Source organism: Streptomyces sp. NPDC005811, from assembly GCF_040630405.1.
Taxonomy (GTDB): domain Bacteria; phylum Actinomycetota; class Actinomycetes; order Streptomycetales; family Streptomycetaceae; genus Streptomyces.
In genome coordinates, this window is the sequence record NZ_JBEXXK010000004.1 from 74,221 (window position 1) to 94,692 (window position 20,472).

Genomic DNA, 20,472 nt, shown 5'->3' on the forward strand with positions numbered 1-20,472 from the left:
GACGCGGTGTCATGACTGGGACAAGCATATCCCTGCGCCTGTTTGGGAGCGCTCCCATGACGCTGACCGAGGAGCCGGACGTGACACGACGCAGAACCGCCCTGCTGTCCCTCGCGGCCCTGCTGGGCGCCGCGCTCACCGCGCTGCCCGTGCAGCAGGCCGGTGCCGACGAGGTCGAGCAGGTCAGGAACGGCGGCTTCGACACCACCGCCGACCCCTGGTGGACCAGCAACGTCACCGCCGGCCTGTCCGACGGCCGCCTCTGCGCGGACGTCCCCGGCGGCACCGCCAACCGCTGGGACTCCGCGCTCGGCCAGAACGCGATCACCCTGGTCAAGGGGTCCTCGTACCGCTTCTCCTTCGCCGCCTCCGGGGTGCCCGAGGGGCATGTGGTGCGGGCGATCGTGGGGCTCGGTGTCGCCCCGTACGACACCTGGTACGAGGCGACGCCGGTGCTGAGCGCGTCGGGCGACTCCTACACGTACACCTTCACCTCGCCGGTGGACTCCACCGACGGGCAGGTCGCCTTCCAGGTCGGGGGCAGCGCCGATCCGTGGCGGTTCTGCCTGGACGACGTGTCGCTGCTGGGCGGGGTGCCCCCGGAGGTCTACGAGCCCGACACCGGGCCGCGGGTGCGCGTCAACCAGGTCGCCTATCTGCCCGCCGGGCCGAAGAACGCCACGCTCGTCACCGACGCGACCGGGAAGCTGCCCTGGCGGCTGAAGAACGCCGCCGGAGCGACGCTCGCCCACGGCTGGACCGTGCCACGCGGCCTCGACGTCTCCTCCGGGCAGCGCGTCCACTCCATCGACTTCGGCGCCTACCGGGGGCGCGGCACGGGCCTCACGCTGGTCGCCGACGGCGAGACCAGCCGCCCCTTCGACATCGGCACGGCCGCCTACCAGCAGCTGCGGCTCGACGCGGTGAAGTACTACTACACCCAGCGCAGCGGCATCGCGATCCGCGACGACCTGCGCCCCGGCTACGGCAGGGCGGCCGGCCACGCAGGCGTCGCGCCCAACCAGGGCGACACGAGCGTCCCCTGCCAGCCGGGAGTGTGCGACTACCGCCTCGACGTCAGCGGCGGCTGGTACGACGCCGGCGACCACGGCAAGTACGTCGTCAACGGCGGCATAGCCACCTGGGAGCTGCTCAGCACCTACGAGCGCTCCCTGCACGCCCGCACCGGCCGGCCCTCGACGCTGGGCGACGGCACCCTCGCCCTCCCCGAGAGCGGCAACAAGGTGCCGGACGTCCTCGACGAGGCCCGCTGGGAACTGGAGTTCCTGCTGAAGATGCAGGTACCGGACGGACAGCCCCTCGCCGGCATGGCCCATCACAAGGTCCACGACGAGCAGTGGACCGGCCTGCCCCTGCTGCCGGGCGCCGACCCGCAGAAGCGCGAACTGCACCCGCCGACCACCACGGCCACCCTCAACCTCGCCGCCACGGCCGCCCAGGCGGCCCGCCTCTACCGGCCCTACGACAAGGAGTTCGCGGCGAAGGCCCTCACGGCGGCCCGCAAGGCCTGGGCCGCGGCCCTCGCCCACCCCGACGTCCACGCCAGTCCCGCCGACGGCAACGGCGGCGGCACCTACGACGACAGCGACGCGACCGACGAGTTCTACTGGGCGGCCGCCGAGCTGTACCTCACCACCGGCGAGCAGCGGTTCGCCGACCACGTCCTCGGCTCCCCGGCGCACACCGCCGACATCTTCGTCCCCAACGGCTTCGACTGGGCCCGCACGGCCGCCGCCGGCCGCCTCGACCTCGCGCTCGTGCCCAACCGGCTGCCCGGCCGCGACAAGGTCCGCAGGTCGGTGGTGCGGGGCGCCGACACCTACCTGGCCACGCTCGCCGCACAGCCGTACGGCATGCCCTACGCCCCCGACGGCAACCGCTACGACTGGGGCTCCAGCCACCAGGTGCTGAACAACGCGGTCGTCATCGCCACCGCCTACGACCTCACCGGCGCCTCGAAGTACCGCGACGGGGCCGTCGAGAGCATGGACTACGTCCTCGGCCGCAACGCGCTGAACCTGTCGTACGTCACCGGCTACGGCGAGGTCGCCTCCCACCACCAGCACAGCCGCTGGTACGCCCACCAGCTCGACCCGAACCTCCCGGAGCCGCCGAGGGGCACCCTCGCGGGCGGCGCGAACTCGAGCATCCAGGACCCCTACGCCCAGAGCAAACTCCAGGGCTGCGTCGGCCAGTTCTGCTACATCGACGACATCCAGTCCTGGTCCACGAACGAGACCGCGATCAACTGGAACGCGGCCCTGGCCCGGCTGGCCTCCTTCGTGGCGGACCAGGGCTAGGCACTCCGCTCGGTACCGCCCGGACACTCGCTTGACCTGGGGATATTTACGAGTAAGTACCCGGGCGGTACCGTGAGGGCATGCCAGCCCTCAATGTGGAGTTCAGCGATCGCGAGCTGGAGGACCTGCGGCAGATCGCCAAGGAACGCGGTACGTCCATGAAGGCACTCGTGCGGGAGGCGGCCGCCGCCGACATCGCACGGCACCGGGCGCTCCAGGAGGGCGCGGAGGCGTTCCGTCGCTTCTTCTCCGCCCACGCCGACGAGTTCGCGGCCGCGTTCCCGGACGACGAACCCGCCGTCAAGGGCGAGGGGCGGGTCGCCTGACCGATGACACCCGTCATCCACATCGATGTGCCCTGGCTGCTCCAGCGGCACGAAGAGGTCCTGCCGGACCAGCCCACCGTCAACGACTTCTCCGCCCTGGTCGCGGCCGTCGCCCGGCACCGGGTGGATCCGCCCCGGCTCGGCGTCGACTCCGACCCGGCCTGGCGGGCCGCCGCCCTGCTGCACACCCTCACCCTGCTCAAGCCCCTGCCGTCGGCCAACGCCCGGTTCGCCTGCGCGACCGCGGTGGCCTACATGTTCGTCAGCGGCGTCGGCATCGACCCGCCCTACGGCGCGCTCGTCGACCTCGCCCGTGACCTGATCGACGGCAAGACCGATGTGTACGGGGCGGCGGACCGGCTGCGGTCCTGGCAGATATAGCCGCACCGCAGGCTTGTGGGCCGCCGGCCCAGGGCGGGAGGAACAGGGCCGGCGGCCGTGGCGCGCAGGAGAGCCGCCGTCCTGCGCGGGGCCTCCGAGGAAGTGGCCGGGTCCCAGTCCACTACGCGCCGCACCCCTCGGGAAGGTGCGCGGCACCCCTGCGCGTGCGTCCGTTTCACACGGGGCGCAAGAACGGACGAAAGGCGTGCCGCGGGGCATTCGTCCGCCCTCCTTGTCGACTTCCTTTCAACAAGGGGCCGGATGTCCTCACGCCTTGTTGTGCGCGACTTAGTTGTGCAAAGGTGAACCTTCCGAGCGGGGGGTGACGGCCGGGTCCCTGTGTGACGCCTGTGGGGCGGACACACGCTCCCCGTCGCGCCATCAGGTACGTACCAAAGGAACCGCTCAGTGCCGACCGCCCAGCCGCCTCGCCCTCCCTACCCGCCGCCCGGCGGTGGCCCCGGAGAATCCGACGAGTCCCTCGCCGCAGGGATCCGCGGCGGCACGGACAGCGAGGTCGCCCAGTCCACGGCGGTGCTGATCGCCCGGCACTGGCGGCCGGTCCACGAGTACGCGGTGATCTGCCTCGCGTCCTCCGGGAACGTCTCGAACATGCTCACCGCGGCCGCCGTCCACCAGGTCTTCGACCGGCTGAAGCTGGGCGAGCCCGGCACCGCGCTGCGGCCCCGACTGCTGGTGACCGTACGGGACATGGCCCGGCTCTGGGCCGCCGACGAGCACATCTCCGGCGTGCTGCCCGTGCTGACGAAGCCCGCCGGGGCCCGGGGCATGCGCGCCGCGAAGTCCATGACCCCGGACAACCGGGTGCTCGCCGAACGCTCCTTCCAGAGCCTGCCCGCGATCGCCCGCTGCATCCTGTGGCACGTCGAGGTCGAGGCCGAGTCGATCCCGGTGGCCGCCGGACTGCTGGGCATGGACACCGAGATGGTCACCGGCGCCTACGAACAGGCCCGGGACAAGCTCCGCGAGGGCCTGGTCCGCGCCCACCGGGAACTCGCCCCGAGCAAGGAGTGCCGCTTCTACAACCGCCTCCTCGACGTGCCCATCCGGCGCGGCGGCGAACTGCTGCCGGACGTCCGCAGGCACCTCGACGAGTGCCGCTACTGCCGGGCCGCGGCCGAGCAGCTCGGGCACTTCGAGAACGCGCTCGGTGTGCTGCTCGCCGAGGCCGTCCTCGGCTGGGGCGCCCGCCGCTACCACGACTCCCGCCCGGGCCGCGCCCAGCAGCCCGTACGGCTGCGGGGCTCCGCCCGGCACCGGGGCGGCCGGCCGCGCGGCGGCACCCTGCTCTCCCGCATCCCCTCGCCGCGCCGTCGCGCCGCCGGCCAGGCGCGCTCCCCGCGTGCCCTGTTCACCGGAGTGGGACTCGCCTCCGCCGGGCTGCTGACCAGCCTGCTGGCCGCCGGCATGTGGATGGACGACGGCAGCGCCGACCCGGCCGCCTCCACCAGCGGTGTCGTCCCGGGCACCGACACCCCGGCCGCCGGCGCCTCCCCGACCACCCAGGGCACCGTCCAGCTCCCCACCGCGCCCCAGCGGACCAGGCTGCGCGAGGCCGGCGCCGACCTCTGCCTGGACATCCGGGGCGACGCCGAGGCCGGCGCCGCCCTCGAACTCGCCGCGTGCGGCACCGGAAACACCCAGCAGTGGTCGTACGCCGAGGACGGCCAGCTGCGCAGCGCGGCCCAGCCCGACCTGTGCGTGGACTCCCACGCCGACGCCGGTGTGGTCATCCTCGGCGACTGCGTGGACGCGGGGGAGGCCCGGGCGGACGACGTCCGCTACGACTTCACCGTCCAGGGCGAGTTGCTGCCGCGCTGGGACGACTCCCTCGCGCTGACCAGCGCCGGCACGGAGGCGGGCGCCGATGTGGTGGTCAAGGTCCGCGACCGCTCCGACACCCAGCGCTGGCTCCCCGACACGGCCGCCGCCACGCCCGGCTCCCTCGCCGTCACCGGCACGGACGCCCCACCGTCGGCCCAGCCGGTGGGCCTGGAGGAGGGCACGACGGCCTGAGGGGCGCTCCCGGGCGCCAGTGCCGCGGCAGGCAACGTTCGCCCCGTCGCGACGCCCGGCACGCCCTCTCGCCGCACCGGCCGAAAGCCCAAGTACGTCCGGTACGAGGGCTTCCGGCCGGCACGCCGAGAGTACGCACCGGACGCCGCTCCTTGACGGGCAGACGTTGCCTGCCGCGGCACTAGCCCTCGTCCTCGGCCAGATCACCCGGGCCCACGGTCGCCGGTGTGGCGTGGCCCGACAGGGCCAGCGTGAGGTCGAACTCGGCGAGCAGACAGCGGATGACGTGCTCGACGCCGGGCTGTCCGTCCAGGCCGAGGCCGTAGACGTACGGGCGGCCCAGCAGGACCGCCTCCGCGCCCAGGGCGAGGGCCTTGAAGACGTCGTCGCCGGTGCGGATCCCGCTGTCGAACAGCACGGTCAGCCGGTCCCCGACCGCCCGTGCGACCCGGGGCAGCGCGTCGGCGGCGCCGATCGAGCCCGCCACCTGGCGGCCGCCGTGGTTGGAGACCACCACGCCGTCCATCCCGGCGTCCGCGGCGAGCCGGGCGTCGTCCGGGTGCAGGATGCCCTTGAGGACGATCGGGCCGTCCCAGTGCTCGCGCAGGAAGGCCAGGTCCGGCCAGGTCTTGCCGGGGTCCGCGAACAGACCGATGAAATGCAGCACGGCGGCATTCGGATCCTCCGCCGCCGGTTTGGCCAGGCCCGCCTGGAAGGCGGGGTCCGTGAAGTAGTTGGCGGTGCCTACGCCGTGCAGGAAGGGCAGATACGCCTGGTCCAGGTCGCGCGGACGCCAGGCCAGCAGCGGGGTGTCGAGGGTGACCACGAGCACGGTGAAGCCGCCCGCCCTCGCCCGGTCCAGGAAACTCCGGGTCACCTCGCGGTCCTTGGACCAGTAGAGCTGGAACCAGCGCTCGGCGTCCCCCATCGCCTCGGCGATCCGCTCCATTGGGGTGCTGGAGGCCGACGACAGGATGTACGGCACTCCCTGCGCGGCCGCCGCCCGGGCCGCCGCGGTCTCCGCCTCCGGGTGCATGATCGACAGCACGCCGACCGGTGCGAGGGCCAGTGGCGCGGGCAGGGCCCGGCCCAGCACCTCGACCGACAGATCCCGCTCATGGACGTCCCGCAGCATGCGCGGCACGATCCGGCGCCGCTCCAGCGCGGCCCGGTTGGCCCGCGCCGTGCCGCCGTCCCCCGCGCTGCCCGCCACATATCCGACCGGACCCGGCCCGAGCCGCCGCTCGGTCAGCTCCTCCAGCCGGGTCAGATCGGTGGGCAGCCGGGGGACCTGGCCCGTCATCCCGTTCAGATAGATCTCGTACTGGAAGTCCGCCCAGTGCTTCGCCATCCGCCCCTACCGCCTCTCGCCGTCGAGCCCGCGTGCACGGCGACGATACCGGCGGGTAGGGAGAACAGGGAGGAGGGAGGAGGGCTAGCGTCCGGCGGCCGACTCGTGCAGGATCCGGGCCAGTTCGGCCGGGCGCGAGAACATCGGCCAGTGGCCGGTGTTCATCTCCACCAGCTCCCAGTGCTCGGCCTCGAGGAGTTCCGTCACGGCCGGCGGCGGGGTGTCCCCGTCGAGCAGGCACTTGATGTACGTCGAGGGGAGATCGCCCGCGGAGCCCTTGAGCTCCGCGCCCTCGGTGAGGGTGGCGCCGGGGTGGGCGGTGGCCCTGGCGAGTATCCCGGCGATCTGCTCGTCGGTCAGGTCCTGGCCGGCGTAGTCGTCGGCGTCGAGCGGGAGCCAGCTGCCGCCGTTCGCCTCGATCGACGCGCGGATGTGGTCGCTCGGCCAGCTCGCCAGGAAGGACTCCCCGTCGAAGGGCACGCTCGCGTCCACGTACACCACCCTGCCGAGCCGGTCGCCGATCCGCTCGGCCGCCTGGCCCACCGGGATCCCCGAGTAGCTGTGCCCGACCAGCACCACGTCCCGCAGGCCGAGGCGCTCCACCTCGGCCACGACGTCCCGCACATGCGTCTGGAGCCCCGCGGGTTCCGCGGACCGCTCGGCGAGCCCGGACAGCGTCAGGGGATGGGCCTCGTCCCCCGCGGCGCGCAGCTCCGCCGCCACCTCGTCCCAGGCCCATCCACCCAGAAAAGCACCCGCCACGAGCACGAAATGAGTCATGCCCCCACGGTAGAGGCAGGGTCTGACAACGCCCCTGCCTCGACCGACGCGCCCGGCCCGGTGATCGGCGGGACGGGCACGTCCACGGTCCGGGCGAGGCGCGGGCCCTCGGGGCCGTACACCGCCCTGGGCTCGGGGAACAGCCGCAGCAGGGCCAGGTAGAGGACGGCGGCGACGGCCAGCGACAGCGGCAGGCTGATGTCGATGCCGTTCGCCAGATCGCCCAGCGGGCCGACGAACTGGCCCGGGATGTCGGTGAAGAGGACGCCGAGCACGGCCGACACCCACCAGGCGGTCATGCCGCGCCAGTTCCAGCCGTGCGCGAACCAGTACCGGCCGCCGCGCTGACGGCGGTTGAAGACCTGGAGGGCGTCCGGGTCGTACCAGCCGCGCCGGGTGTAGAAGCCCAGCATCATCACGACCATCCACGGCGTCGTACAGGTGATGATCATGGTGGCGAAGGTGGAGATGGACTGCACGAGGTCCAGACCGAACCGGCCGATGAAGATGAACGCGATCGACAGCACACCGACCAGCACGGTCGCCTGCACCCGCGACAGGCGCGGGAACACCGAGGAGAAGTCCAGCCCGGTGCCGTAGAGCGAGGTCGTGCCGGTGGACATACCGCCGATCAGCGCCAGCAGGCACACCGGCAGGAAGAACCAGCTCGGCGAGATCGCCAGCAGCCCGCCCACGAAGTCGGGGGCGGCCGGGTCGACGTACTCCGGGGCCTTGGCGGCGATGATGCTCGCGGTCGCGAGGCCGAAGACGAACGGCAGCAGCGTCGCGAGCTGGGAGAGGAACGCTGCGCCGATCACCCGGCGGCGCGGGGTGGACGCCGGGATGTAGCGCGACCAGTCGCCCAGGAACGCGCCGAACGACACCGGGTTGGACAGCACGATCAGCGCCGCGCCGATGAAGGAGGGCCAGAACAGGGACTGCGTCGCCGCGTCGGCGGAGTCCGTGAAGACGCCCGCGTACGAGGCGTCGAAGTCACCGGCGAAGGCGATCGCGCCGAGCAGGAACAGCACGGTCGCCGAGGTCACCGCGACCTTGTTGACGAACAGCATGAACCGGAAGCCGTACACGCACACCGCGAGGACCAGCCCCGCGAACAGCGCGTACGCCACCCCGTAGGTGACGTCGCTCCGGGAGAGGCCGAAGAGCCGGTGGGCGCCGCCGACCAGCGCGTCGCCCGAGCTCCACACCGAGATGGAGAAGAAGGCGATCGCGGTCAGCAGGGACAGGAAGGAACCGACCACCCGGCCGTGCACCCCGAGGTGCGCGGAGGAGGACACCGCGTTGTTGGTGCCGTTGACCGGGCCGAACACCGCCATCGGGCACAGGATCAGCGCGCCCGCGACCACGCCCAGGAGGGTGGCGGCGAGACCCTGCCAGAAGGAGAGGCCGAAGAGGATCGGGAAGGCGCCGAGGACACAGGTGGAGAAGGTGTTCGCCCCGCCGAAGGCGAGTCGGAACAGGTCGAACGGACTCGCCGAGCGCTCGGCGTCGGGGATGCGGTCCACGCCGTGGGTCTCGACCTCGGTGAGGGAGGGTGGCGCGGTGGGGGAGGTCTCGGGGGACGGCGGGGTCACGGGGGCTCCAGCAGCGGGCGGTCGACGGCGGAGCGCGGGGTGGCGCGGCGGGGAGCCGGACGCCGTCGCTGCCGCGGGGTGGGCGGCGCGGGCGGAGGCCGTCCGGGACGGGGTCTGCCGAACCTAAGCGGTGGGGCAGGACCCCGGCCAGTGGGCGGATCATCCTTCTTTCTGGTCCCGAGTGGAGGAATCGTCCCGAGTGGATGCCTCGTCCTGGGTGTCGGTCGCCTCCCCCGTGTCGGGCCCCTGGGCCCGGACCCGCTGCACATGCTCCAGGGATTCGCGCAGCTCGGTGAGCCAGTCGTCGGTGTGCCGCTGCACCAGCCGGACGCACCAGGCGAGCGCGTCGCTGCGGCTGCGTGCCACGCCCGCGGCGATCAGTGTGTCCAGGACCTGCCGCTCGGGCTGCCGCAGCCGGGTCATCACCGGCGCCGCGACATGCGTGAACAGGGCGCGCTCCCCGTCGCACACCACGCCCCACGACACCTTGCGGCGGAACCGGTGCTCGGCGTCCCGGGCCACGGCCATCCGGGCCTCGCGGGTGCGCTCCCGGAACTCCTGGATCCGGGCCGTGACGGCGGCCTCCCGCTCGGCGGCCGGGGCGTCCCCGGCGAGCCGCGGCGCGGGCACCCGGCCGATCACGGTGATCTCCTCGCGGTCCACGACGACCTCGACGAGTTCCTCGAACAGGTCGTCGGGCAGCCGCCCGGCGAACCAGCCCCTCAGATTGTCTCTCTGCTCTGAAGTAATCATGTAATGACGATTACTCCGCTGGTCCATGAACACAAGGGGTCGCGAAGGGGTCAGCCGAGAGCGGAAAGAGAGCAGGAGCGGAATGTTTCAGGCCGATTAACGAACCCATCGAAACCAGCCATCTGGCCGACGGAAGAGATCGTGAAGCGCTTGCTTCCGGGGTTGGAACGTTCGAATTCCGTGACTTCACGCCACTGATTCAATACACAAGGTTACTGAAACGCGTGGGGTCGATGTGAGTTTCGGCGGCGGACTCGGCAGACTCGCGGTCGCCGAGTTCGGCTCCGATCGGGCCGGCCGGCACACCCTCGAAATCGAGCGGAAGGATGCACACAATGCGGAACACCGCGCGCTGGGCGGCGACCCTCGGCCTTACGGCCGCCACCGTCTGCGCACCCCTGACCGGGGCCGCGCTCGCCGCCCCGGCCGCCGCCCCCGCCTCGCTCTACGCCCCGTCCGCCCTGGTGCTGACCATGGGCCACGGCGAGAGCGCCGCCACGGTGGGTGCCGCCCGTGCGGTCACCCTGAGCTGTGCGCCGGGACCCTCCGGCACCCACCCCGCGGCCGCGCTCGCCTGTGCGGAGCTGCGTGCCGCCGGCGGTGATCTCGACGCCCTCGCGGGCCCGGGCGACGCCCTGTGCACCAAGCAGTACGCCCCGGTCGTCGTCACCGTCGACGGAGTGTGGCAGGGCAAGCGGGTCGCCTACGAGCGTACGTTCGCCAACGAATGTGTGAAGAACGCTGCCGGGAGCAGCCTCTTCGCCTTCTGAGACCGGGATCGCGTGGCTCCCGTGGACGCCGTGACCGGCCCGTGACGTGGGGAGTGCGGGCCATTGGACACGGGACGACCGTGATCTCGTAACCCAGGGGCCGGACGGGCGGAGTGGGGCCGCCCGCCGGTCCCTGGGGTCATTCCGTACGGCTGTCCGTGACGCCGTCGGGCAGCGAGGCGAGCGGGGGGAAGCGCCCCAGCAGGCCCGTCGCGCGGAACAGCCGGTGCAGGGACGGCTGGTCGCAGACGACCCGCAGGCGGCCGCCCCCGCGCACCGCCCGGTCCTGGGCCCGGCAGAGCACCCGCAGCCCCGAACAGTCGAAGAACTCCACTCCGCGCAGATCGACCAGGACGTCGACGGCCGCCGCGGCCGTCACCGCGTCGAGCTGGTCCGCGACGAACCCGGCCGTCGCCAGGTCTATCTCGCCCGTCAGCTCCACCACGGTGAAGGAACCGCTGACACGAGTACGGGCGTGGGGATCGGCCGGTGGCGTCATGTCCGCTCCACCTCGGCAGGGGCTCTCGGGCGGCTCTCGGGAACCGCTTTCGGAGCCGGTAGCTACCCCGTCGGGGCACCCGGCATCCCTGCTCGGCCGGGCGCAAGATCTAGTTCACTCGTCCCAGTGAAATTTCCGCATTTCGCTTGTTGTCAGAGCTTCAGGGTGGTTTTCGGCATGGTCCTCAGGGTGGTCTTCGAGGTGGTCGAACTCGTCGGCGCGGGCCTCGGCGTCCTCTATCTCCCGCAGGACCGCCTCGAGCGCGGTCTCGGGCGGTTCACGGTCGTCGGACATGGCCTGCTCCTCGGGTCGGGCGTCTTCGGGGCCCTTCAGTGTCGCGCGACGCGCAGCGGCACCGGCTCCGGGGGGCCGGGGGCCCCGTCGGCCAGGCCGCCGACCCCCGCCCACCAGGACGGGCCGTCCTCGATGTGCCGGAGCATGACGCCCTCGCGGATCGCCCAGGGGCAGACCGTGACCCGGCGCAGCCCCGTCAGCTTCATCGCCGTGTGTCCCACCACCGCCCCGGCCAGGCTCTGCGCGGCGCGCGGTGCGGAGATACCGGGCAGCCGGGCGCGTTCCGCCGCCGGCAGTTCGGCCAGCCGTTCGATCGCCGTCCGCAGATCACTGCGGTGCAGGGTACGGTCCACGAACGGGCCGTGCCGGCCCGGCAGGGCCCCGCACAACCGGCCGAGCTGCTGGAACGTGCGGGAGGTGGCCACCGCGGTGCGCGGTCCCTCCCAGCGGATCCGGGCGGCCGCGTCCCTGAGCTGATGGCGGACCCTGCGCCGCAGCGCCCGGACCAGATCCGGGGAGGGCGGGTCCTGCCCGGTGAAGAAGTCATGGGTCAGCCGGTTCGCCCCGAGCGGCAGCGAGGCCACGAAGTCCGGCAGCCGGCCCCGGCCGAACGCCACCTCGAACGAGCCGCCGCCGATGTCCAGCAGCGCGAGCGGACCGGACCGCCAGCCCATCCAGCGGCGGGCGCCGAGGAAGGTCAGTTCCGCCTCCAGCTCGCCCGGCATGGTGCGCAGGGCGACCCCGGTCCTGGCGTGGACCGCCCGCAGCACCTCCGTGCGGTTGGGGGCGGCGCGCACCACGGCGGTCGCGAAGGCCAGGGGGTCCGTCGCGCCCCACCGGTCCGCGGTCCGGGCCGCCGCGGCGACGGCGGTCACCAGCCGTTCCACGGCCTCCTCCGGGACGGGCCCGCCCGGACCGACCTGTTCGGACAGGCGCAGCCGCCACTTCTCCGTGTGCACCGGGAGCGGCATCCCGCCCTCGGCGTCCGCCACCACCAGCCGCACCGCGTTCGACCCCACGTCCAGCACGCTGATTCTCATGGCCCGGCGCGTACCCAGAGGGCCGATTCCCTACGCCGGACGCCGTACGAAAGGAGCCACCGTCCCGCAGCGGACGGTGGCTCCTCGTTCTCCGGTGTTCTCCGGTGTTCTCCGGTGGGGATCGGCGGGACTACATGTGGACGACCGGTGCGGCGTCCGCGTCCTGCTGCGGCACCCCGGGGCGGAAGAGCGCGAACGCGATCACGGCGCCCGCCACGAAGAGGCCCGCCGACCACCAGAACGCGGTGGTGTAGCTCTCGATGGTCGCCTGTGCCTGGACGAGCTTGCTGGTCGCGTCCCGGCCGGCCAGATAGTCGGTCGCGGCGCTCGCGGCGAGGGTGTTGAGCAGCGCCGTGCCGATCGAACCGCCGACCTGCTGCATGGCGTTGACCGTCGCGGACGCCACCCCGGCGTCCTCGGCGGCGACCCCGCCGGTGGCCATCTGCATGGCGGGCGGCATGACCAGGCCGAGTCCGATGCCGGTGACGACCAGCTGCGGGAGCACCGTGCTCGCGTAGTCGGAGCCGACGCCGATCCCGGTCAGCCAGGCCATGCCGACGGCGGCGATCGCGAAGCCCAGCGGGATGACCGCCTTCGGACCCATCCGGGGCACCAGGACGGTCGTGCCGACCTGGGCCGCCACCATCAGCGCGCCGACCATCGGCAGGAACGCCACACCGGTCTTCGTCGGGCTGAAGCCCAGGTTGAGCTGGAGGTAGTAGGTGAGGAAGAGGAACACGCCGAACATGCCGGCGCCGGAGATCAGCACGGCGAAGAAGGAGGCGGCGCGGTTGCGGTCGAGCAGGATGCGCAGCGGCAGCAGCGGGTGCGCGGCGCGGGTCTGCCACCAGGCGAAGGCCGCCAGCAGCACCCCGCCCCCGATCAGGAAGCCCCAGGTCTCGGGGGAGCCCCAGTCGTGCGTCTCGGCGTTGGAGAACCCGTAGACCAGGGAGAACAGTCCGGCGGCGACCAGGAGGGTGCCGGGGACGTCGAGCTTGGAGTTCCCCGCGTCGCGGTGGTTGGTCAGCAGGACCCAGCCGCCCGCGAAGGCGACGACGGCGATGGCCACGTTGACGTAGAGGGTCCAGCGCCAGTCCAGCGCGTCGGTCAGGATGCCGCCGAGCAGCAGGCCCACCGCGCCGCCCGCGCCGGCGATGGCGCCGTAGACGCTGAACGCCTTGGCGCGCTCCTTGGCGTCGGTGAACGTCGTGTTGAGCAGGGAGAGCGCGGCCGGGGCGAGCAGCGCGCCGAAGGCACCCTGGAGGGCGCGGGCGGTGACCAGCATCTCGAAGTTGGTGGCGGCGCCGCCCAGCGCGGAGACCGCGGCGAAGCCGACGACCCCGACGAGGAAGGCGGTCTTGCGGCCGAAGAGGTCGGCTGTGCGGCCGCCGAGCAGCAGCAGCGAGGCGAACGCCAGCGCGTAGGCGGTGACGATCCACTGCCGGTTGCCGTCGGAGAAGCCGAGGTCGGCCTGGGCCGAGGGCAGGGCGATGTTCACGATGGTGGCGTCCAGCACCACCATGAGCTGGGCCAGGGCGACGACCGCGAGGATCCACCACTTCCTGGCGGAGGCGGACGCCGCCGGCTCGGTGCCCGTGCGGGCGCCGTCCGTCAAGGTCTTCGAGGACATGGGGAACCACTCCAGGGAGGTCGGTGCGGTGGAGCAGGCGGAAGGGCAAAGAGAACGTAAACGAAACGGTTTCGTACACATCGAGGCTAAACCACTTCGAGCGAAACGGCAAAGTTTCGTTAGGAGGGGTCACGGGGCCCGCCGCCCGCTTCACCCGGACCTACGGCCAACCGGTCGCCCGCGTCAGTCGACCGGCCGGGTCCTCGCCGTGGACGCGCTCAGCCATCTGTCCTTCGCGACGCCGCCGCGCGCAACGCCGTGGGCCGGGAGGTGTGTCCGGCCGCGCTGGACGCCCGCCCCCGCCCGCCCTACGTCAGCTGCCGCCGCACCAGTTCGTGCAGGCGGCCGGCCGTGTCCGCGAGGAGGTCGGCGGGCGCGCCCTGTTCGGTGATCCTGCCGTTCTCCATCACCACGACCCGGTCGGCGTCCAGCACCGTCGACAGGCGGTGGGCGATGACGATCCGGGTGGCGTTCAGCTTGCGGGTGCTCTCGATGACCGTGCGCTGGGAGTCGTTGTCCAGGGCGCTGGTCGCCTCGTCGAAGAAGAGGACGCGCGGCCGGCGGATCAGCGCCTGGGCGATCATCAGCCGCTGACGCTGGCCGCCGGAGACCGAGCCGCTGCCCGAGACGAGGGTGTGCAGCCCCATCGGCATCCGCCGGACGTCCTCCGCGAGCCCCGCCAGCTCGGCCGCCGCCATCGCCTCCTCCGGCGTGTAGGCCCCGGTGCCGCAGATGACGTCCAGGATCGAGCCGGTGAACGGCTGGGCGTGCTGGAGCACCACCCCGCACTGCCGGCGCACGGCGGACTGATCGAGCGCGGCGAGGTCCTGGCCGTCGTACAGCACCTGGCCCGAGACCGGTCGGTCGAAGCCGATGAGCAGGCGCAGCAGGGTCGACTTGCCGCAGCCGCTCGGCCCCACGACCGCCACGAACTCGCCCGGCCGGACCGCGAAGGAGACGTCGTCGAGGACGAGCGGGCCGTCGTCGGAGTAGCGGAAGGAGAGCCGGCGGGCCTCCAGGGCGCCGGACAGCGGGCCCGGACGGGTGCTCGCCGTACGGACCTCCGGCGTCGCCTCCAGCACCGGGCGGATCTCCTCGAACAGCGGCAGCGCCGCCACCGCCGAGACGAAGGCACCGGTCAGCGCGGTGACCGAGGTGAGCAGCATCGTCATCGACGTGTTGAAGGTGAGGAAGTCCGCCGCCGACAGCGCGCCCCGCGCCGGACCGGCCAGCAGCATGAACATCAGCAGCGAGCACAGCGGCAGATACACCGCGCCCAGCACCGTGGAGAGGTTCTTGATCCGGCCGAGGCGCTGCTGGAGCTCACGGCTGCGCGCGAACTGCTCCGCCCAGGCCGCGTACGCGTAGTTCTCGGCGGCCGCCACCCGCAGCTTCGGCAGACCGCGCAGCGTCTGGAACGCCTGGTTGTTCAGCTTGTTGGAGAGCACCACCAGCCGCCGCTGCCACCGCACCTGCCACAGCCCGAGCCCCAGGAAGACCCCGGCGACCACGACCAGCATGCCGATCGCCGCCAGCGCCATCGGCACGCTGTACCAGAGCAGCAGCCCCAGGTTCATCGCGCCGACGGTGAGCGACTGCGCGACCGAGGGGCCGAGTCCCGCCAGCAGCCGGCGGATCGCGCTGATGCCCATGGCGGCACTGGCCAGCTCACCCGTGGACCGCTCGGCGAAGAACCGCGTCGGCAGTCTCAGCAGCCGGTCCCACACGGCCGGCTGGAGGGTCGACTCGATCCGGCCCTCCAGCCGCAGGATGGTGAGGTTCTGCAGCAGCGTGAACGCGGCCGCGACCACACCGCCCACCATCACGGCCAGACACACCTGCACGATCGGCCCCGACTGCGCCTTCGGCACGTACTCGCCGAGCACCTTGCCCGTGGCGATCGGCACCAGCGCCCCGTTCGCCACCGTCACCAGCCCGCTCAGCAGCAGCCGCGTCAGATCGCCGCCGGTGCCCCGCACGCTGAACCGCAGCAGGCCCAGCGGGCCCGGCCTGCGGTCCGGCAGCGGCCGGTAGAACATCACGGCCCGCGGCTCGAACTCCTCGGCGTTCGCCTTCTCGACCGGGGTCTCCCGCCCCGTCGACGGGTGTACGGCGACATAGCCGCCGCGCCGCCACAGCAGCGCGACCGGGGCCCCGGACAGCGTCCGCCGGCCGACCAGCGGGCCGATGTCGTCACGCCACCAGCGCCCGTCGAGCCGTACCGCCCGGGTACGCACCCGCGCGGCCAGGGCCACCTGCTCGACCGGGTCGAGACGGTCGTCCCCGGCCCCCGTCCGGGCCGGCTCCACGAGCGCGATCCCGGCCGCCTCGGCGACCAGCCCGCACGCGGCGAAGGTCGCGTCCGCGTCGGCGGCCGTGGTCCGCCGGGACGCCTTCGCGCCGATCGAGGCGAGCAGCGTCCGGTCGGCCCGGTCGCGGACCGCCTCGCCCGCCCTGATGCCGGCGGCGGCCCGGGTCTCGTGGGTGCGCTCCAGCTGCTCGATCCAGCGGTCCAGCGTGGTCAGCAGGCGGTACTGCTGGTCGACCATGCTCTGCCACACCGCCGGGTCCATCAGCAGATCGGCGGCCGCCTCCGCGCCGTACAGCGACCCGTACTGCACGCTGCCCGGCGGGACCTGCATCCAGAACACGTCGTCGTCGGTCACCTCCGCGGGCCGCTCCGTCGCCATCGGCGCCTGGAAGAGGACGGACAGACCGCGGCCGACGCCCAGGGCGAGCGCGTACTCCAGCGGGCTCGACGTCGGCGGTACGTACTGGGGATTGCCGTACGCGTCGTAGGACCAGGTCTGGGTGCCGGCCGGCTGGTACAGCTCGCGCAGGCCGATGCGGTGCACCACGCAGTCGCGCAACGGCCGTGCCACGAGCGTGTGCTGAGGTCCGGCGACCGGACCCAGCAGCAGCGCGCCCGCCTCCAGCCGCCCCAAGTGGTGCCAGTGGCCCTGCTGTCCGGCATCCACCGCGAACAGGTCCAGCGCGCCGGACACGACGAGCCACAGCGCCTGGGGGCCTTCGAGATCGAGGCGGCCGAAGCCGGCGCAGTCGACGCGCGCACCCATCCCGCCGAGTGCGCCCAGGACGACATCACCGTCGGACATGGCGGTCACCGCTCCCTGACCAGCGCCGCGTACGCGCCGCCGCGCGCGACGAGTTCCTCGTGCCGTCCCCGCTCCACGATCGCGCCGTGCTCCAGCACCACGATCTCGTCGCTGTCGCGGACCGTGCTCAGCCGGTGGGCGATCACCACACAGGCGCAGCCGCGCCGGCGCAGATTGTCCATCACCACCAGCTCGGTCTCCGCGTCCAGCGCACTGGTCACCTCGTCCAGGACCAGGACACTGGGCCGGCGCACCAACGCCCGCGCGATCTCCAGGCGTTGCCGCTGCCCGCCGGAGAAGTTGCGGCCGTCCTGCTCGACCCGCCCGGCGATGCCGCCGGGCCTGCGCAGGACGACGTCGTGCAGCGCCACGTCCCGCAGCGCCTCGATCACCGCCTCGTCCGGGATCGACGGGTCCCACAGCGCCACGTTGTCGCGTACCGTGCCCTCGAAGAGGAACACCTCCTGGTCGACGAAGGAGACGGAGGAGGCGAGCGCCCCGCGCGGGATGTCCTCCAGCCGCTGTCCGTCGATCCGGATCACGCCCTCCCACGGTGTGTACAGGCCCGACAGCAGCCGGGAGACCGTCGACTTCCCGCTGCCCGAGCCGCCGACCAGCGCCACCTGCTGCCCGGGGCCGACCGTCAGGTCGAAGCCCGACAACAGAGGCTTGTCCAGCGGGCTGTAGCCGAAGGCGATGTTCTCCAGCTCGACGTGCCCCCGGAGCCGGCGCGTGGAGTCGGCTCCGGCGCGGCGGTCGTAGAGCGGGTCGGCGCGGAAGCTCTCCACGTCCTTGAGCCGGGCCACGTCGGCCGCGAAGTCCTGGATACGGCCCGCCACACCGGTCAGCCGGGTCAGCGGGGCCGTGAAACGGGCGACCAGCGCCTGGAAGGCGACCAGCAGCCCCACGGAGAGGTGGCCCTCGATGGCCCGCATCCCGCCGATCCACAGGATCAGCGCGCTGTTGAGGGTGGCCAGCGTCGGCGCGACCACGCCCAGCCAGGCGCTCGGCACCCCGAGCCGCTGCTGCTCCTCCAGCGTGGTGGCGTGCTGCCCGGCCCACTTGCGGAAGTAGCCGTCCTCCCCGCCGGTCGCCTTCATCGTCTCGATCAACTGGAGCCCGGTGTAGGCGGTGTTGGTGAGCCGGGCGGTGTCCGCCCGCAGCTTCGCCGTACGCGTCGCGCGCAGCCGGACGACGACCCGCATGGCGACGATGTTCAGCAGCGCCACCCCGATGCCGACGAACGTCAGCTGCGGGTCGTAGGTGTAGAGGAGGACGGCGTACAGGACGACGACGATCGCGTCCACGCCCGCCGAGGCCAGATCACGGGCCAGGGTCTCGGCGACGGCGTCGTTCGACTGGAGCCGCTGCACCAGGTCGGCCGGGCTGCGCTGGGAGAAGAAGGTCACCGGCAGCCGCAGCAGATGGCGCAGGAAGCGGGCGCTGGAGAGGGTGGAGGAGATGATGCGGCCGTGGTGGAGGTTGGCCTGCTGGAGCCAGGTCAGCGCGACCGTCAGCAGGACGCAGGCGCCCATGGCCGTGAACAGCACCTTCAGCAGCGAGGTCTGACCGCCGATCAGGAACATGTCGATGTAGGTCCGGCTCAGCGCCGGGACGGCGGCACCGACCAGCACCAGCAGCAGACTCGCCAGCACGGCGGCGGGCAGGGTGCCGGCCGTGCCGCGCAGCCGCGCCGGCATCGCACCGAGCACCCCCGGCCGACGCCCGCCCCGCTCGAACCCCTCACCCGGCTCCAGCACCAGGACGACCCCGGTGAAGCTGCCGTCGAAGTCCTCCATCGGCACGAACCGCCGCCCCTTGCCGGGGTCGTTGACGAACACCCCGCGGCGGCCGAGACGGCGGCCCATGCCGTCGTAGACGACGTAGTGGTTGAACTCCCAGAAGAGGATCGCGGGCGCCTGCACCTCGGCGAGGGCCGCCAGATCCATCTGCATGCCCTTGGCCGTGAGGCCGTAACCGCGCGCCGCCTTCAGCAGGTTGCTCGCCCGCGACCCGTCACGCGAGACCCCGCACGCGATCCGCAGCTCCTCCAGCGGAACGTGCCGGCCGTAGTGGCCGAGGACCATCGCGAGGGAGGCGGCGCCGCACTCCACGGCCTCCATCTGCAGGACGGTGGGGGTGCGGACGCTCTTCGCCCGGGCCCTGGGGACCGTGCGCCGGGGCGGCGCCGCCCGTCTCCGGCTCCGGGTCTGCTCGGCGGTGGTCACGGAAGCAGCCAATCGACGGGACGCTGGTCGGCCAGCCGGATCGCGCCGGTGGCCATGGTCAGGGAAGTCAGCCTGTACGGCGGTCCGTCGGCGGAGGACCACCGGTAACCGCTCTTCGTGGACGCCGACGTGTCGAGCCGTACGAGCACCGCCACCGGACGTCCGTCCTCGGTGAACTGCTCGCCGAGCCCGCTGTCGCCGAGGAACGCGGAGATCTGCTGCGCCGACTGGGCCGTGCGGTCGACCGACTTCACATGGCCGCGCAGCACGCCGTACTCCTGGGCGGGCACGGTCTGCACGGTCAGGTCGACGGCGGCGTTCTCGGGGATCGACGCGGCGCTCCCGGCCGGCACGTACACGGTGGCGTACAGCGGATCGTCGGCGCGGGCGACCTTCTCCACGGCGGCGACGTTCGCGCCGGTGGCGATGATCTGCCCGAGGGCGGCGGCGAGGGCGGTGATCCGGCCCGCGGCGACCGTGCGGACCACGGTCTCGCCGTCGGCCGTACGGACCTTCAGCACGGGGGAGCCGGCGGGCAGCCGCTCGCCCTCCTTCGCGAGGACGGCGGTGACCTGGCCGGCCGCCGGACTCTGCAGGATGTAGCTGCCCTCGCCGTGGGTCAGCACGGCGGGCGCGCTCACCGTGGAGGCGACCGAGCCGGTCACCGCCCACCCGGAGGCGGCCGCCATGACGACGAGGGTCACGGCCAGCACCAGTCGGCCCTGAGGGCGCGCGAAACGCACCGGGAGGTCGAGCTCCTCCGGTGACTGGAGCTTGCTGAGGGCCTGTTGGCGGAACTGCACGGGCGCTTCTTCCGGGGTCGGGACGCCGACGAGTCCCGGAGCCGGGTGAGGGCTCCGGGACTCAGAAGGTCACACGGGGTGCGATCAGAGACCGGCGACCAGGTTGGTGACCGGGGCGGTGTTCAGGCCGGTGACACCCTCGACGGTGCCGACGGCCGTGTCGACCAGGCCGGAGACCGGGGCGATGCCGTCCACCAGGCCGGTGACGGTGCCGAGGGCGTTCACGGACAGACCGCCGGAGACGTTGTCGAGGTCCGCGTCGGAGATCTCGACGGTCTCGACCTGGGGGGTGGAGTTCATGATGGAACTTCCCTTCATATGGATATTCACAAGGGGGGAGCGGCCCCCTCTGGGGACAGACGACGGCCGCGACCGTGGGGGCCGGACCCCCGTTTCCGGGAGGCGTCCGAGCCCTGCGGTGCGATGGATGAAAGCAGGTCCGCGGGGCGCGGTTCCAATCAATCACCGGCCTCACCTGGGAACTTGCGGCACGGGAGGGGCGAACCGTGCAGGCGCGCGCACGACTTGTCGCCGACTCCTTCACGACT

Annotated in this window: 17 protein-coding genes; 5 read left to right on the forward strand and 12 right to left on the reverse strand. The window is 72.6% G+C overall.

Annotated elements, in window-relative coordinates; all coding sequences use genetic code 11:
- The first annotated feature begins 80 nt into the window (after positions 1-80).
- The 4 genes from ABZ490_RS05525 to ABZ490_RS05540 all read left to right on the forward strand — a co-directional run bounded on the left by ABZ490_RS05525 (position 81) and on the right by ABZ490_RS05540 (position 5,065).
- Positions 81-2,321: a glycoside hydrolase family 9 protein gene (locus ABZ490_RS05525; RefSeq protein WP_358984546.1), complete on the forward strand. Its 2,241-nt coding sequence runs from the start codon at positions 81-83 to the stop codon at positions 2,319-2,321.
- 80 nt (positions 2,322-2,401) lie between these two features.
- Positions 2,402-2,647, forward strand: a complete 246-nt coding sequence (locus ABZ490_RS05530) for a hypothetical protein (protein ID WP_055631620.1) — start codon at positions 2,402-2,404, stop codon at positions 2,645-2,647.
- Between the two features lie 3 nt (positions 2,648-2,650).
- Positions 2,651-3,028: a toxin Doc gene (locus ABZ490_RS05535; RefSeq protein ID WP_133915542.1), complete on the forward strand. Its 378-nt coding sequence runs from the start codon at positions 2,651-2,653 to the stop codon at positions 3,026-3,028.
- A 408-nt stretch (positions 3,029-3,436) separates the two neighbouring features.
- Positions 3,437-5,065 (forward strand): RICIN domain-containing protein, encoded by a 1,629-nt coding sequence (locus ABZ490_RS05540; RefSeq protein ID WP_358984550.1) that lies wholly within the window; start codon positions 3,437-3,439, stop codon positions 5,063-5,065.
- A 181-nt stretch (positions 5,066-5,246) separates the two neighbouring features.
- Here the strand turns inward: ABZ490_RS05540 and ABZ490_RS05545 are convergent, their stop codons facing one another.
- The 4 genes from ABZ490_RS05545 to ABZ490_RS05560 form a co-directional block, all read right to left on the reverse strand.
- On the reverse strand, positions 5,247-6,416 hold the full coding sequence (locus tag ABZ490_RS05545) for a lactate 2-monooxygenase (RefSeq protein WP_358984553.1): 1,170 nt from the start codon (positions 6,414-6,416) through the stop codon (positions 5,247-5,249).
- Positions 6,417-6,500: 84 nt separating this feature from the next.
- Positions 6,501-7,196: an alpha/beta hydrolase gene (locus tag ABZ490_RS05550; protein WP_358984556.1), complete on the reverse strand. Its 696-nt coding sequence runs from the start codon at positions 7,194-7,196 to the stop codon at positions 6,501-6,503.
- Positions 7,193-8,791: a cytosine permease gene (locus tag ABZ490_RS05555; protein WP_358984559.1), complete on the reverse strand. Its 1,599-nt coding sequence runs from the start codon at positions 8,789-8,791 to the stop codon at positions 7,193-7,195. Before ABZ490_RS05555 ends, ABZ490_RS05550 begins: the two co-directional genes overlap by 4 nt.
- A 159-nt stretch (positions 8,792-8,950) precedes the next feature.
- Positions 8,951-9,544 (reverse strand): hypothetical protein, encoded by a 594-nt coding sequence (locus ABZ490_RS05560; protein ID WP_358984562.1) that lies wholly within the window; start codon positions 9,542-9,544, stop codon positions 8,951-8,953.
- Between the two features lie 335 nt (positions 9,545-9,879).
- Between ABZ490_RS05560 and ABZ490_RS05565 the strand changes: the two genes are divergently transcribed.
- Positions 9,880-10,314 (forward strand): protease inhibitor, encoded by a 435-nt coding sequence (locus ABZ490_RS05565; RefSeq protein WP_358984565.1) that lies wholly within the window; start codon positions 9,880-9,882, stop codon positions 10,312-10,314.
- A gap of 139 nt (positions 10,315-10,453) precedes the next feature.
- On the opposite strand, the gene ABZ490_RS05570 is transcribed toward ABZ490_RS05565, so the two are convergent.
- The 8 genes from ABZ490_RS05570 to ABZ490_RS05605 form a co-directional block, all read right to left on the reverse strand.
- Positions 10,454-10,813 (reverse strand): anti-sigma factor antagonist, encoded by a 360-nt coding sequence (locus ABZ490_RS05570; RefSeq protein ID WP_358984568.1) that lies wholly within the window; start codon positions 10,811-10,813, stop codon positions 10,454-10,456.
- Between the two features lie 114 nt (positions 10,814-10,927).
- The gene (locus tag ABZ490_RS05575; protein WP_358984572.1) at positions 10,928-11,107 is read right to left on the reverse strand and encodes a hypothetical protein; all 180 of its coding nucleotides are present in this window, start codon (positions 11,105-11,107) and stop codon (positions 10,928-10,930) included.
- A 35-nt stretch (positions 11,108-11,142) separates the two neighbouring features.
- Complete coding sequence (locus ABZ490_RS05580; protein WP_358984574.1) at positions 11,143-12,147, reverse strand: Ppx/GppA family phosphatase; 1,005 nt, start codon at positions 12,145-12,147, stop codon at positions 11,143-11,145.
- 130 nt (positions 12,148-12,277) lie between these two features.
- Positions 12,278-13,777 (reverse strand): MFS transporter, encoded by a 1,500-nt coding sequence (locus ABZ490_RS05585; RefSeq protein WP_358984577.1) that lies wholly within the window; start codon positions 13,775-13,777, stop codon positions 12,278-12,280.
- A gap of 308 nt (positions 13,778-14,085) precedes the next feature.
- A complete protein-coding gene (locus ABZ490_RS05590; RefSeq protein WP_358984580.1) occupies positions 14,086-16,902 on the reverse strand; it encodes an NHLP bacteriocin export ABC transporter permease/ATPase subunit in 2,817 nt (938 codons plus the stop codon).
- Positions 16,899-19,121, reverse strand: a complete 2,223-nt coding sequence (locus ABZ490_RS05595) for an NHLP family bacteriocin export ABC transporter peptidase/permease/ATPase subunit (protein ID WP_358984583.1) — start codon at positions 19,119-19,121, stop codon at positions 16,899-16,901. The genes ABZ490_RS05590 and ABZ490_RS05595 overlap by 4 nt, the downstream gene beginning before the upstream one ends.
- A complete protein-coding gene (locus ABZ490_RS05600; RefSeq protein WP_358984586.1) occupies positions 19,118-19,924 on the reverse strand; it encodes an HlyD family efflux transporter periplasmic adaptor subunit in 807 nt (268 codons plus the stop codon). The genes ABZ490_RS05595 and ABZ490_RS05600 overlap by 4 nt, the downstream gene beginning before the upstream one ends.
- 84 nt (positions 19,925-20,008) lie before the next feature.
- Entirely contained in the window at positions 20,009-20,224 is a 216-nt protein-coding gene (locus ABZ490_RS05605) for a type A2 lantipeptide (RefSeq protein ID WP_358984588.1), read from the reverse strand.
- Positions 20,225-20,472 lie beyond the last annotated feature (248 nt).

Bases quoted from the DNA above. Each gene is read 5' to 3' on its own strand.
- ABZ490_RS05530 (WP_055631620.1), top strand. From the start codon at position 2,402: ATGCCAGCCCTCAATGTGGAGTTCAGCGATCGCGAGCTGGAGGACCTG.
- ABZ490_RS05535 (WP_133915542.1), top strand. From the start codon at position 2,651: ATGACACCCGTCATCCACATCGATGTGCCCTGGCTGCTCCAGCGGCAC.
- ABZ490_RS05545 (WP_358984553.1), bottom strand. From the start codon at position 6,416: ATGGCGAAGCACTGGGCGGACTTCCAGTACGAGATCTATCTGAACGGG.
- ABZ490_RS05550 (WP_358984556.1), bottom strand. From the start codon at position 7,196: ATGACTCATTTCGTGCTCGTGGCGGGTGCTTTTCTGGGTGGATGGGCC.
- ABZ490_RS05560 (WP_358984562.1), bottom strand. From the start codon at position 9,544: ATGATTACTTCAGAGCAGAGAGACAATCTGAGGGGCTGGTTCGCCGGG.
- ABZ490_RS05565 (WP_358984565.1), top strand. From the start codon at position 9,880: ATGCGGAACACCGCGCGCTGGGCGGCGACCCTCGGCCTTACGGCCGCC.
- ABZ490_RS05570 (WP_358984568.1), bottom strand. From the start codon at position 10,813: ATGACGCCACCGGCCGATCCCCACGCCCGTACTCGTGTCAGCGGTTCC.
- ABZ490_RS05575 (WP_358984572.1), bottom strand. From the start codon at position 11,107: ATGTCCGACGACCGTGAACCGCCCGAGACCGCGCTCGAGGCGGTCCTG.
- ABZ490_RS05580 (WP_358984574.1), bottom strand. From the start codon at position 12,147: ATGAGAATCAGCGTGCTGGACGTGGGGTCGAACGCGGTGCGGCTGGTG.
- ABZ490_RS05585 (WP_358984577.1), bottom strand. From the start codon at position 13,777: ATGTCCTCGAAGACCTTGACGGACGGCGCCCGCACGGGCACCGAGCCG.
- ABZ490_RS05605 (WP_358984588.1), bottom strand. From the start codon at position 20,224: ATGAACTCCACCCCCCAGGTCGAGACCGTCGAGATCTCCGACGCGGAC.